We start from the raw sequence: 12,657 nt of genomic DNA on the forward strand, positions 1-12,657 counted from the left end.
CCTTGCTGTGTTATTTAAGTAGTGGTTTAGTTAGGTTGGTAGTGACTAGAATACAGGCGTACTAATGATGGTTCGATTAGGCGAAAGGCTGTATCTCAATAATGTACTCATGGGAGGAAGGATCAGATGATTACACCTACAGTGGCTGGTCAGGAAGAGGCTCAATTATACGAGGAGTTGCGGCGTGCGATCGATGAATTCGAAGAGGGCGAGCAGCGGCAAAAAGTTCTGAATCGAATGATCAGACAGCTCAGGTTCGCCAAGTGGCGGAAAGATCGGATGCGCAAGGTCGATGCATACTGCCAAAGGATCAAGCCCGCGACACTTTGGATCATCCTAGCCACAGGTGCACTTACGCCGGTCTTGTTATTTAGCGTGTTCATCTGGGTGTCGTTGTGGGTGGAATGAATCTGTAGCGAAGAGAGATACATTATGAAGTTAATAAAAAGAACCGTTAACCATCGGATTATCGTATTCCGACTGTAACGATTCTCTGAACTATCTTTAGGGTTAGTGGGACATTTGCGTAGATTTACCGTCTAAAGATTGCACTTGTCCCTGAATATACTGGTGGTAATCGCGGAAGCTGCTGATGTGATGCAAGGAATCGGAATTCTCGGACTGAATCTTAATTTTACCGTCCTGAGGCAAAGTTTTCATCTCAGCAATGACGGATTTGGAACCTTGGATATCACCGGACATCTCCTGGATTCGCTGTAATAATGCGGGATGCCCTTCGTGCTGGAGCATTTCAGCGAGGGGTCTCATTTCCTCCAACTTTTGGCTCGACCGTTCAAGCGTAGTCATCACTTTGTCTCCATCTATACTTGCGCTAAGCGAAACCATCCGGTGAATATGATCTTTCTCCATACGTTCAAGCGCCTCAAGGTGGGAAGCTTCCAGTCGTTGGGGATCGTTCCAACTTTCCGACCGAATAGTGTCATTTTGCTGCTGGGATGCATTATTCGCAGTGCCGTTACCACATCCCCATAACAAAGTTGAGCAAGTTAACACGGCTCCAACGGCGATGATACTTTTTAACCTCATGCTGTCACTCCTTCGATAATTTTCCTGAAGGTAGTATGAGCTATAATATCCAAAATCATGCTTCATCTGTTCATTTCTTTCCCATGATAACAAAGGCAAATAACGAGCTAACTGTATGTATTATTGCAGTTTAGCCGGATCTTATTTTTTTGGATTGCGGCTATCGATGAACCAACCCGGTCCTTCCACACTGATGACTTCCTGTGTGCCATAGTTATACGAAACGGTAATGTGCTCATCTTCGTGACCTGTTACATGACCATACAGGTACAAGCGGGAATGGACTGAACGGTCGTCAATATCATGACTCGTGATGACAAAGTCTGCGTCGTAATACTTCTTAATGTATTGGATGCTGACGGGTGTAGCTTTTTCAAGAATGTTTTGCTTATCTGATGTGGAAAGGCTAGAACATCCTCCTATTGAAAGTGTAAAAACAAGTAAGAATAGAGCCATAAGTTTTGTTTTCATCAAGCTTTAATTCTCCTTTTTGGTGATAAACTCTAACGACACTTTTATTCTAATTTTTCTGCTAGTACATTTGCAACGGTATGTAATGAGGTGAGAAGTTAATGAATCTTTATACTAATAACATCTGGCGCTGGACCATCAACCTTCTGTATCCTGCCATTATCTTTGCCTTTCAGAGCTGGGGGCCAATATTGGATTCATGGATTATGCCCATCTTGTTCGTCGCGCTGTTCTGCTTCCTGTGGAGCGATGTGAAAGACTTGTTCCTCTCGACTGGATTGACATGGTTTATTGCCATCCCATGCTGGTGGTATTACATAGAGCGTCCGAAACTAACGTTTGGTGCAGAACATTTTGCCGCACATCTATGGTTAATTGTACTTATGTATATTGTCTTTGTGCTCATTCCTCAGACCTTAATTCTGACTACTCGGTTGCGGGTAATGCATTATATTAGGGGGAAGCAAATATGAGTCGCATCAAAAGAATCAACAAGCCATACTTCATCTTCCTGACCTGGAATGTTCTTATGATCGGCGCTGTACGTGGATTAACCTTCCAGCATGAGCCCGGTAGAGGCGTATCTGGTAACGGGAATCTAGGGCTGTTGGTGTTATTTCCATCTCTTCTGACCTTTCTCATTCTATGTATCTGGACGACAACTTTGTCCAAATGGTGGTTATATGATCAGCGTCAGAGCTGGGGAGGAAGGGCGCATGCTTTCATACCACTGGTTGCTCTCCTACTGTGTGTGTTGTCAGTCTTTCTGGAGTTACGTATCATCGATGACTTGCGCATGCAACTCAATGGATTTACGAATGATCCGAATTCGGCAGTATACCGTTTTGGTTGGCTGAACCAATACACGAACACCTTGTTTTACAATGTTTCGATCCTGCTGTTCGGCCTGTCTTTCTCCATATTGACAGGATGGATTATGGAATGGAAACTTCGCAGTCATAGATCCGCATGATTCGAATTGCAAACGATCGACATCCATATACACAAATACCCCTTATCCGTCGTACCGAACGGGCAAAGGGGTGTTTCACATTCTTGCTACACTTTCCGTTTATATTTCCCTGTATATGGAATCGTGAGGTGGATTTTCAGATCCTTAATCGAGTCTTCCGTAAGCATCATCTTGCTCCCGTTGTTTGATAACTTACGCCAGAGTTTCGGATTTTTGCGATACAGCTTCTCCTGAAGACCGTAAATATCCACACCACGCTCAAGGCCGTGACGATAGGTCTGCATGATCTGCTCCCGCAACTTCACTTCACTAATCTGGATCATCTCTTCATAAGAGGTGGGCACCAGGTATTCGTACAGGGCGGTGAGGTAGTGGGCGTCAATGTTGAACGTAACGTCTTCACCCTGAATGACAGGTTTAATTTTGATCTTTGGCAATCCTACACTGAGTGCCCCATAGATCGTTCCATCCTTCTGCACAAGCAAGGGAGCACGCCGCATGTCCTTGATTAACCAGTGATAACCGGGAAGCTGACTGCGTGGAAAGTATTCAAAGTCATAGCCAGTCTTCTCGAAAAAGGCCCCTTCCACCAGAAACAAATCATGTTTCTTCTCATTCTCAGCCCACTGGGTATCGTTCAAGGCAAGACTCGGCAGATACGTCGTGGTAGCGGGATCATTATGTGTTGCTATGAGCTTAAAGCTAAGCACAGGCGGGTACAACGATTCTTCCATGTACGTGGGGAGTGGATTGTGAAGAATGCTGTCCAGTGGCGACATATTATAGATGGACGTTGCACTCAGGATTTTCTCCAGAGGCGCTCGTGTTCCATATACCCAAGTTGTATAACGGGATTCTGGAAATCGTCCCAGCATGTCGAACACTTCTTTGATATGTTTGCTGGTCAGCACACCTTCGGCCATAACGATAGCTGTCACATGCCCCCAAGCCATGTGTAATTGAGCCGTACGGAACAGTTCGTTCAGCGCTAGACTCATGGTTTTCCCCTCGGCATGTCCGACCCATACAGGCGGTGTATCTGCACTTTTGGTTGAACTTTCACTTTTGGCGACACTGGCAAAATCCATTGTTTGTACATACAGATGATACATGCCGTCCTTATAATCAATCCCAAATGCTTTGGCGTAGTCTACCTGTTGAATCTCAAAGGCACTCCAGCACCCACTCGTCATCACACACATCGATAGGCTTAACAGACCCAGCAAACATCGCTGTAACAAGTGTTTCATCGTCCGTTTCCTTTCTTGCGCGGTTCTTGAGTCTCAAGATAGACGGGTCTTCGTTTCCCTAACCCCTTTGGCAGTTTGAATAATGAAGCTATTGCTTGTTTGAAATGAAGGGGTGTTAACGGCGTGAGATATGGAATGCCAAATGATTTGAGATCGGTCAGGTAGATGAGGAACATAATCAACGACAGGATGAACCCATAGATGCCGAGGGAAGCTCCCAAGACAAAACAAAGGAACCGCAGGATCAGCACAGAACTGGTCATGACCTGATTCACAATGGTTGCTCCAGCTACGACGGTAACTGCGATGATGACAATCATGAGGGGAGAGACCATGCCGGCTCGAATGGCGGAATCTCCGATAATCAGACCTCCAACGACAGTTAATGTCTGGCCGATGGCACTTGGCAAACGTACCCCTGCCTCACGGAACAGCTCCATCAGCAGCATAATGAGAAACATCTCCATTCCCGATTCCATCGGAAGTCCCATGCGTCCAACCGAGATCGTCGCGACTAGAGGAAAGGGGATCTGATCCATATGAAAGGATGTCAGCGCAATATAGAATCCGGGCAGGAACACGGTGATCATCAGGCCAAGAAAGCGCAGCATCCGTCCTACGTTCACAGCCAAGAAGGGAAAGCTGGCATCCTCCGGTGATTTGAGCAAAAGAAACAGATTGACTGGCCCAATAATAGCGCTGGGATTACCGTCGACAATGAGGATAAAACGTCCGTTCAGGAGACATTCTGCAGCAAAGTCAGGCCTGCCCGTATAATGGGTGACGGGAAACAAAGTAATCTTCGAAGGGGACAGCAATTCTTCCAGTTCATTGGCGGTCAAGATGCGTTCGGTCTCAATCTTACGCAACCGATCCTGGACGTCTTCGATTAGCTCCGGGTTCGCGATATTCTTGATATACATCAGGGCTACCTTGGTTGCAGAACGTGAACCGATCAGTTCGATATTACAGGCCAGCTGGTTCGTACGCAGACGTGTACGTATCAGAGCAACATTGACGGCAAGGGGTTCAATGAATCCGTCTCTCGCTCCGCGAATCGAAACCTCGGTGGTCGATTCCTCCGGCGTTCGAGTGGGGATGTTGGAAATATCAATACTCCACATGGCTTGAAGGGAAGGAATACAGATCAACATATGGCCTTCAAATACACGGAGAGACATCAGTTCAGTTCCAAATGCCGGATCTTGCAGATCCATTCGGGTCCAATCCAGGCTGATGCACTTTTCAATGTCTGATGTACGGATAAAGTGTGTATTTTCATATGTTCGTTTGAGTTCCGGAAGAATAATATCGTAGATCGCTTCACTATCCACCATACCGCTGCAATAGGTCATAAGGAGTTGCATCGGAGGTTCTCCGAACATATGACTATTGATGATGACATCATCAGATCCGGCAAAAAAGGTATTCAGGTTATGCTCGTTCATTCGGAACGGTTCAACTTCACGATTATTCTTGGGCTGGGCTGAGATCGGCACGTTCGGGAGCCTCCTTGTCCTTTTTGTGGATTAATGCAGCAATGGTTAATATCACGGTAACGATTGAGACATAGGCCAGCATGACCGGGAACTGAATATGATCCACGTAATAGTCGACGTAATCAATGCGCCACCATTGCATCGCCATTAAGCTCATGATGACGGTGATGGTGAGAATCGCGATATATCGTTTCTTCGGTCTGCGGAAATTCAGCAGATCCACGATGAGATACATGGATATAGCGACCCTTGCGAAGGAACCACTAAGCCACTGATAGATGGACAGAAAATCAACGTGTTGCAAAAGTTTGCCGATATTCACAAGTTTCCATTGCTCATAGGGACTGTTTCGTTGTTTGGCTGCTTCTTCGGGACCAAATTCCACGATGGCTCCGATGGTTGGTCCGATCGCCATACTGAGCATAAACACGCCAAGGATCAGAACGTGCCACCAACGAATTTTGCCTTTGACTTCATGTTGGAACAACATAAGAATCCAGATTTCCATAAGCCCGGCAAGAGAGTAGATCATGCCCCGCCACACGGGACCCATACCGTTCTCCATAATCGGGAACAATAGACTGTAGTCTTTGTATTTCATATTGGCGGACATTACAAAATAACCTAGCAAAATGACAAAGGGCAGCAGCAGACTGGAAGTCATCGCGATGGAGCGTATGCCTTTAGCCGCTGCCCACGCAGCAACCAGTGCTCCGCCACCTGCCAGAACATAGGGAGGTGTGAATTGAAGATACGTGGATACGGTCCAGTTGGTTGTCTCATACAACGTATGTGTGCCAAGCGTGAACAGCAGAATGGAAGCGGAGATTCGGAAGATCCAGGAAGGGACCGCACCGAATTCTCGCGTAATCCAATCTGTTAATCGCTGTCCACGTACTCGCCGAATGATGATATACATCATACATAGAAACAACATGAAAAAAGGTCCTGCCGCCACGACAGACAACCATCCATCCCTGCCTGCTGCTTCGAGAATTCCTGGAATGGACAAGACATGGCAGACCAATCCGGCACTTAATAAAATGATGGAAAAGGACAACCAGATGGTAATCTGACCTTTTTCACGACTCATGCGAATCCTCCTTTCCAATGAAGGAAGTTTCCGTTAGGTTGTACAGCATACAGGAAGTTGATTCCTTTTTCAGATTTTTTCACAGAAAGCTGCAAGCGATATGGACGGACTCAGCAGAAAGCTTTAACATACAGATATAGCAATGTCGAAGACAAGCACTGAGCGAGGCATAGAGAAATAGGGAGGAAACCTACGATGACAATAACGACTAAGACACCTGGAGAGACAAAAGTTGGCTTTATTGGTACAGGCGTGATGGGTAAAAGCATGGCTGGGCACATCCAGAGAGCAGGGTATCCGCTGCATGTGTACACGCGAACTGCTGCCAAAGCGGAAGCATTGGTGAAGGAAGGTGCCGTATGGCATGACACACCAGGCAAACTGGCTGCTGCGTGTGATGTAATCATCACAATGGTGGGGTATCCGAAGGATGTAGAGGAGATTTATCTCGGTGAGGATGGGCTCGTAGCCAATGCCAAACCGGGTTCGTATCTAATTGATATGACGACCTCCAGTCCGTTACTGGCTGCACGAATCTTTGAAGCTGCGGAAGCCAAAGGACTGCATGCACTGGACGCACCTGTGTCGGGCGGTGATATCGGAGCGCAGAATGCGAAGCTGTCCATTATGGTTGGGGGTAGTTCGGAGGCCTTTGAAGCCGTTCGTCCGTTGTTTGAGCAGATGGGCACCAACATTGTGCTGCAAGGCAAGGCGGGAGCAGGGCAGCATACCAAAATGTGCAACCAGATTGCCATTGCCTCTGGCATGATGGGCGTATGCGAAGCACTTGCCTATGCCAAGACGTCTGGTCTGGACGCGGAGACCGTGCTGAAGAGCATTGCTACCGGTGCAGCCGGAAGCTGGTCGCTCAGCAATCTCGGTCCGCGCATGATCGCAGGCGATTATGAGCCTGGATTCTATGTGAAACATTTTATCAAAGACATGGGAATTGCACTGGAGTCTGCAAAAGCGATGGGTATGAAAACGCCCGGGCTGGCTCTGGCCGAATCCCTGTATCAGGAAATAGCGAATAATGGTCTGGATGAGAAAGGTACACAGGTACTCTACACCTATTATCTTCAGGCTTAACATCCAAGAGAACAACAGCGTAATACTTTTTCGATTCAGAAAAGATTGCGCTGTTTTTTTTCAATTTTGCAACTTGGTTATGCGTCTAAAGTCACAGAATTGGTTAAATGTTCATATGTACTTTGCGTATTGGAGAGATTTTGATCGTTTTCCCTTTATTTTTACCCCGCTTTATCCGACATAAGTAATAGAAGTTTACATAATGAATGTGTCAAAGGATGTTATTCCTCCTGTAATGGTCACCCGTAACCCACACTATAATAGAACGGAGCTTGCCCATGTTCAAGAAAATCCTGTCTCTGTTCAAGACACAACCAGAGCTTGCGAACCAGATTACAGCCTCCGCTTCAGCGTTACCATCGACGACAACCATTCCCCCGCGTATGGTCCGTAGTAAGCGCAAGAAAAAGGCGGAAGGGGATTGGACACGCCAGCCGGAGGAACCTAGTACAGCAGATCAGCTGATCGGTCTTCCAAGTCAATATAAAGTGCTGAACGACCTGCTCGTTACCAATCCGAAGTCACGCTCCGGTTATTCGCAGATTGATCATGTCGTGATCGGGCCTCGGGCAATCTTTGTGATCGAAACCCGAAATCTGACGACAGGTGAGATTCGCGGCGGAAGAAGAGAGGCCAATTGGTCGGTCAGCAGCAGTCGGGTCAAAATGTACAATCCACTTATGCAGCATCGTGCACATGTGGAAGCCATCCATGCACACCTCGGAGACTACAAAAGAGTACGTCTTGTCTCCATGGTGACCTTCACCAACCGTTGCCGCATCAGTGTTGATCCTGCTGTGAGATATGTGAATTCAGATGAACTGATCATCTACGATCATGAATTGGTGGAAACGATTCAGCGCAAGACAGAACGACTTGAGACAGAGGTTCCCGAAACCGTATTTCAAGAGAAGGATATCCAGGCGATCTACGCTCTGTTATCATCGGTCAATTCCACCGATCCTCAGATTCGGTCAGAGCATATGGAGAAGGCTAAAGGGATCAAATAATTACGCTTCACGAACACTGTTGTCCATACGGGCGGCAGTGTTTTTGTGTTGCGGTGGTAGTTAATGTGCGAGTAGTAAAAGGCTTTAGACACAGGTATATCGTCGTATACAACCGATTTTTAACTTATGATAGAATGTAGACCATGTCCAATTGTGTGAATCAAGCATGTTATATGAAAGGATATTTTTGTAAGAGAGTGTTCAAGTCTTGGAGCAGAGGTTAATGGCTCTCAGGAATATACATAGGATAGGGGAAGATTATACGATGAAATGGAATTATACGATAAAGACGTTTACAGTTATGCTTGGTTTGGCAGCGATTCTGACAGCTTGTGGTGGCGGAGCGAAAGAGACGTCATCGCCGGAGTCTGCTTCCGGTACAGAAGTTGCTTCATCAGAAACAAGCAGCTCGAATGCTGCCGTAACAGAAACTGCAGCAACCGGTTCGAATGGGAGTGAGGAGACAGGTTCAGCCGCAAAAGAATCTTCTTCAGCCGACGACGGCAAGATTGGAAAGGACTCCACACTGGAAGAGTTGAAGCAGCAGTATGCCGATAAACTCGGTTATATCCGTATCCCGCTTACGGATCATCCGGTGCGTCGGGTCAGTGAGGAAGGTTCCAAAAATATTAATGTAGCCAACTACAGCGATGCCGTTGTAGACATGAATGCAGGGGTGCCAATTCACTCTGATTCGCAGCAGTTGATTGATGATGCCTTTCCTTTTTTTACAACCGTACAAGCACCTGACGAATCTTATATAACTTGGGAAGAAGCAACCAATCTGGAGCGTGCCATGGTGAAAACACTGTTTATCGCGCGTGAAGGCCTGCTGATTACCGAAGATGCGATGAAAAATAAGGACTACAGCAGTACATCGTTCCAGGACTCCAAAGATTTTTTCAGCATTACCGCGAAATTTGAATCCATGGCGCCTGTCGCACAGCATCCGCGTGACATTACGTTGAGTACGTTATACGACAAAGCCCGCACGTCGTGGGGCAAGCTTGCTGCGATGGACCCGGAGCAGGATGAAGCGGCGTTTGCCGAGATGTACAAGACGACGAGAACCGATGCCAATAATGCCATGGGGTTGCTTAATGTTCTGTTGTCTACGAATGAGGAAGAACGGATCAAAGAGATTTACGGGGAATAAAAATGCCGTGATTCAGAGATAAATTTGGATCATCCGGGTAACAAGTCTGGATCACATGCCTTCAAACTCTGACTACCGATTGAAGCGGGGTCAGGGTTTTTCTGGTTTTTTCCAATAGGTGTATGATATGTTTTTAGGAGTAAGACATGTCCGGAATATAGGTGAGGTGTGTGAAAGATGTGGTGGATGAAATTTTGTAAACGCTTTAAATTTAAAACGAAGCTAATCTTGTTTTTATCTACCGCAACGGTCTTAATCTCCGGAATCACAGGGTTGATCACCTATCGCATCCATATCGACCTGTTCAATGAAGAGGTCAGTCGCCAGTATAGTCTTACCGCAGAGCAGATTCTTGCACGTCTGGATTCCAGGGTACACGACATGTATAAAGTCACCGATTATATCACACTGAATCCCTCCGTAAAAGATGCCATCAAAGCACAGACCTCTGGCATCTCGTCCTATGATCAGATGAAGCTGGAAGATGAACTGGATGATCAGTTGTATCAGGTAAGGCTGGATGCACCGGAGATTATGGGGCTCCGCATATATGACCTGAAGGAAAACATATTTAATCTCGGTGCCTTTGCCGGCTCATTTCAACAGATGGATCCTTCCTATCTGGCAGAGATGGTTCATAGACTGGAAGGAACGGGCGGCGAATATGGTTGGAATCGTTTGGGGCCGGATGCTTTCTTGCAGGAGGAACAATCCAATTGGATTCTGGCGGGACGATTAATGCGGTCTGTTGATCTGGAGACCTATGGCGTAATGCTAATTCTGTTTAACACCTCGTTGTTCGAATCGTATCTCAAAGATCTGCGACTGAATGAGGAAGTGGCTGTCTACTTGTTTGACGCAGATGGCGAGCTTTTGTATGCCTTTCATAATCAGGATGCAGATCCACCACCACTCACCGAGCTAAGTCTGGGGGCGACTGAGATCAGGGACGAGCAGGGAACAACCCAATTGTATACGAAACAAACGTCAGACAAAGCGGGCTTCACTCTGGTCAGCAAGGTCTCACTCGCTCAGATTCAGAACAAGGGAAAGATCATTGTAAAAGTTGCTGTGTTCTCTGCATTAGCCAGCATATTATGCTCCTGGTTCATCATTACCGTAATTAGCGGCAGACTGTTGCGTCCACTTGCGAGTCTAGTCAACGCGATGAAAAGAGTGCGTGATGGACAGTTCGATACACGGGTTCGGATCGAGACACGGGATGAGCTCGGTTTCATCGGTGAACGATTCAATGCAATGGCTTCCCGGATTGATACGCTTATACATGAAGTGTACGAGCGCGAACTCAGTGAAAAAGAAGCTGAACTCAAAGCTATTCAGGCCCAGCTGAATCCCCATTTTCTGTATAACACCTTGAGCATGTTTTTCTGGAAGTTCTATATGCTTGGTGATGAGAAATCGGCTCGCCTGGTCACTGCCTTGTCCGAGATGCTGCAGTATACGCTGGAACCCGTGCAGCAACTGACGACCGTTCAGGATGAGATGAAGCAAATAGATCACTACCTGCAGATTCAGCAGGTCCGGTATCAGGAAGCCTTGTCGATTGAAATTGCCGTTCCTGCTGAATTGTTTCGCTGTCAGGTGATCCGGCTGTTGCTTCAGCCCATCGTGGAGAATGTTTTTGTTCATGCCTTCTCGGACAAAAGGAACAACCGCCATCTGGAGATTCGTGGCTCGCGGCAAAACGGGCATGAAGGAGAGCCGGATCTGCTCATCATTGAAATTTCAGATAACGGCTGCGGCATGCACGCATCGGTCATTGAACGCATTATGACGCCAGTGGCACATGCAGATGAGGAACGTCAGCACATTGGCATGCGGAGTGTACTTCGAAGAATTGAGTTGATTCACGGTGAACCCTACGGTGTACAGATCGAGTCGACTGTGGGAGAGGGTACGCTAGTACGTCTTCGTTTGCCTTATCAGATCGGTGAGGACTCATGCCGGGAAATTCAGGTGACTGAGAGGAGTAGGTTCTGTTGAATGGACGTATGCTCGTAGTGGATGATGAAGCATTATTTCGTCAGGGTCTGATTCATCTGGTTCGCAATAATCCCCTCGGGTGGGAGGTCGTTGGGGAAGCGGCCGATGGAGAAGAAGCGATACAGGCTGTACACAGCTGCACACCTGATCTGATCATTACGGATATCAACATGCCTGTGATGGATGGTCTAGATTTGGCCGAACGCATACACGAGAGTGGACTGGACATTATGATTATCATTTTGACAGGTTATCGTGAGTTCGAATATGCACAGCGTGCCATCCGGTATGGGGCAATTGAATTTTTGTTAAAGCCGTTCTCGCTCGATGAAGCATGTCAGGTGTTACAAAAGGCACATGAACGATATCGCCGAAAACAGTCCGACATTCGAAGCAGGGAACAATACAGCCAAGTGGACCGTACCGAGAGACTACGAGAGGAACTGACTTCGTTGCTGCTCCACCATCAATTCGGATCAATAATGAATCGGATCGAGATGTTGCTAGAAGAAGCGTCCGGGATGAGCTTGTCACAAGGCAAAGCGGAGATTCATATGCTTATGAAGGTCATGATGGACTTACTGGTACAACAGCTTCAGCCTAAGGAATCCGGTGGTATGGACTCCACTGCCCCAGATCCACTGCTCTGGATTCATACCCTTCCTGAAGTCATCACTTGGGCCCGTTGCAAGAGTGAAGAGTGGGTGGATATGCTGATGCGGCTAACTCAGGAACAGCAGGATCATGTCGTTACACGAGTTATACAGTATATTGAAATGAACTATTCCAGCACATGTACGTTGCAGGCCGTGGCTGCCCATGTTCATGTGACACCCAACTATTTGAGCCATTTGTTCAAAAAAGAAACAGGACAAGGCTTCAGCCAATATGTCAGCAAGCGCCGAATTGATAAGGCGAAGCTGCTGCTGCACAGCACTCGGCAGAGCATGGCAGATATAGCGGAACTGACCGGGTTCGATAACTCCAGTTATTTTACAACCGTATTCAAACAGATGACGGGGGTATCGCCCCGCGAATATCGCAAGCAAGTAGCCAAGTGAAGTG

General features: G+C 47.0%; 13 protein-coding genes. 8 read left to right on the plus strand and 5 right to left on the minus strand.

Features of this window, described 5'->3' with window-relative positions; translation table 11 throughout:
• Positions 1–126: 126 nt before the first annotated feature.
• Complete coding sequence (locus AC4E8D_RS05185) at positions 127–408, plus strand: hypothetical protein (RefSeq protein ID WP_339307046.1); 282 nt, start codon at positions 127–129, stop codon at positions 406–408.
• Positions 409–510: 102 nt separating this feature from the next.
• Here AC4E8D_RS05185 and AC4E8D_RS05190 read toward each other — a convergent pair whose 3' ends face one another.
• Both AC4E8D_RS05190 and AC4E8D_RS05195 read right to left on the minus strand, forming a co-directional pair.
• Complete coding sequence (locus AC4E8D_RS05190) at positions 511–1,047, minus strand: hypothetical protein (RefSeq protein WP_339307048.1); 537 nt, start codon at positions 1,045–1,047, stop codon at positions 511–513.
• Positions 1,048–1,188: 141 nt separating this feature from the next.
• Positions 1,189–1,521, minus strand: a complete 333-nt coding sequence (locus AC4E8D_RS05195; protein ID WP_445252491.1) for a hypothetical protein — start codon at positions 1,519–1,521, stop codon at positions 1,189–1,191.
• A 98-nt stretch (positions 1,522–1,619) separates the two neighbouring features.
• On the opposite strand from AC4E8D_RS05195, the gene AC4E8D_RS05200 reads away from it, so the two are divergent.
• Positions 1,620–1,991 carry a hypothetical protein gene (locus tag AC4E8D_RS05200; RefSeq protein ID WP_339307050.1) on the plus strand — a complete coding sequence of 124 codons (372 nt, stop codon included), beginning with the start codon at positions 1,620–1,622 and terminating at the stop codon, positions 1,989–1,991.
• Positions 1,988–2,491 carry a hypothetical protein gene (locus AC4E8D_RS05205; RefSeq protein ID WP_490205936.1) on the plus strand — a complete coding sequence of 168 codons (504 nt, stop codon included), beginning with the start codon at positions 1,988–1,990 and terminating at the stop codon, positions 2,489–2,491. The genes AC4E8D_RS05200 and AC4E8D_RS05205 overlap by 4 nt, the downstream gene beginning before the upstream one ends.
• Positions 2,492–2,577: 86 nt before the next feature.
• On the opposite strand, the gene AC4E8D_RS05210 is transcribed toward AC4E8D_RS05205, so the two are convergent.
• From AC4E8D_RS05210 to AC4E8D_RS05220, 3 genes are read right to left on the minus strand one after another with little or no spacing between them, the layout of a single operon-like run.
• Entirely contained in the window at positions 2,578–3,741 is a 1,164-nt protein-coding gene (locus tag AC4E8D_RS05210) for a Ger(x)C family spore germination protein (RefSeq protein ID WP_490205937.1), read from the minus strand.
• Complete coding sequence (locus AC4E8D_RS05215) at positions 3,738–5,240, minus strand: spore germination protein (RefSeq protein WP_490205938.1); 1,503 nt, start codon at positions 5,238–5,240, stop codon at positions 3,738–3,740. Before AC4E8D_RS05215 ends, AC4E8D_RS05210 begins: the two co-directional genes overlap by 4 nt.
• Positions 5,212–6,333, minus strand: a complete 1,122-nt coding sequence (locus tag AC4E8D_RS05220; RefSeq protein ID WP_490205939.1) for a GerAB/ArcD/ProY family transporter — start codon at positions 6,331–6,333, stop codon at positions 5,212–5,214. Before AC4E8D_RS05220 ends, AC4E8D_RS05215 begins: the two co-directional genes overlap by 29 nt.
• Positions 6,334–6,528: 195 nt before the next feature.
• On the opposite strand from AC4E8D_RS05220, the gene AC4E8D_RS05225 reads away from it, so the two are divergent.
• From AC4E8D_RS05225 to AC4E8D_RS05245, 5 genes are all read left to right on the plus strand, one after another.
• A complete protein-coding gene (locus tag AC4E8D_RS05225) occupies positions 6,529–7,422 on the plus strand; it encodes an NAD(P)-dependent oxidoreductase (protein ID WP_339307057.1) in 894 nt (297 codons plus the stop codon).
• 278 nt (positions 7,423–7,700) lie between these two features.
• Entirely contained in the window at positions 7,701–8,432 is a 732-nt protein-coding gene (locus tag AC4E8D_RS05230) for a nuclease-related domain-containing protein (RefSeq protein ID WP_017690394.1), read from the plus strand.
• Positions 8,433–8,697: 265 nt separating this feature from the next.
• Complete coding sequence (locus tag AC4E8D_RS05235; protein ID WP_221818913.1) at positions 8,698–9,588, plus strand: hypothetical protein; 891 nt, start codon at positions 8,698–8,700, stop codon at positions 9,586–9,588.
• Positions 9,589–9,774: 186 nt separating this feature from the next.
• Positions 9,775–11,592, plus strand: coding sequence for a cache domain-containing sensor histidine kinase (locus AC4E8D_RS05240; protein WP_490205940.1), 1,818 nt, complete (start codon positions 9,775–9,777; stop codon positions 11,590–11,592).
• Positions 11,589–12,653, plus strand: coding sequence for a response regulator transcription factor (locus AC4E8D_RS05245; RefSeq protein ID WP_490205941.1), 1,065 nt, complete (start codon positions 11,589–11,591; stop codon positions 12,651–12,653). The genes AC4E8D_RS05240 and AC4E8D_RS05245 overlap by 4 nt, the downstream gene beginning before the upstream one ends.
• Positions 12,654–12,657: the final 4 nt, after the last annotated feature.

This window comes from Paenibacillus sp. SRL342, assembly GCF_984798905.1.

What these genes read in the sequence shown, in the direction of transcription:
- AC4E8D_RS05200 (WP_339307050.1), top strand. Translation starts at nt 1,620, where the DNA reads ATGAATCTTTATACTAATAACATCTGGCGCTGGACCATCAACCTTCTG.
- AC4E8D_RS05220 (WP_490205939.1), bottom strand. Translation starts at nt 6,333, where the DNA reads ATGAGTCGTGAAAAAGGTCAGATTACCATCTGGTTGTCCTTTTCCATC.
- AC4E8D_RS05225 (WP_339307057.1), top strand. Translation starts at nt 6,529, where the DNA reads ATGACAATAACGACTAAGACACCTGGAGAGACAAAAGTTGGCTTTATT.
- AC4E8D_RS05210 (WP_490205937.1), bottom strand. Translation starts at nt 3,741, where the DNA reads ATGAAACACTTGTTACAGCGATGTTTGCTGGGTCTGTTAAGCCTATCG.
- AC4E8D_RS05240 (WP_490205940.1), top strand. Translation starts at nt 9,775, where the DNA reads ATGAAATTTTGTAAACGCTTTAAATTTAAAACGAAGCTAATCTTGTTT.
- AC4E8D_RS05230 (WP_017690394.1), top strand. Translation starts at nt 7,701, where the DNA reads ATGTTCAAGAAAATCCTGTCTCTGTTCAAGACACAACCAGAGCTTGCG.
- AC4E8D_RS05190 (WP_339307048.1), bottom strand. Translation starts at nt 1,047, where the DNA reads ATGAGGTTAAAAAGTATCATCGCCGTTGGAGCCGTGTTAACTTGCTCA.
- AC4E8D_RS05205 (WP_490205936.1), top strand. Translation starts at nt 1,988, where the DNA reads ATGAGTCGCATCAAAAGAATCAACAAGCCATACTTCATCTTCCTGACC.
- AC4E8D_RS05235 (WP_221818913.1), top strand. Translation starts at nt 8,698, where the DNA reads ATGAAATGGAATTATACGATAAAGACGTTTACAGTTATGCTTGGTTTG.
- AC4E8D_RS05185 (WP_339307046.1), top strand. Translation starts at nt 127, where the DNA reads ATGATTACACCTACAGTGGCTGGTCAGGAAGAGGCTCAATTATACGAG.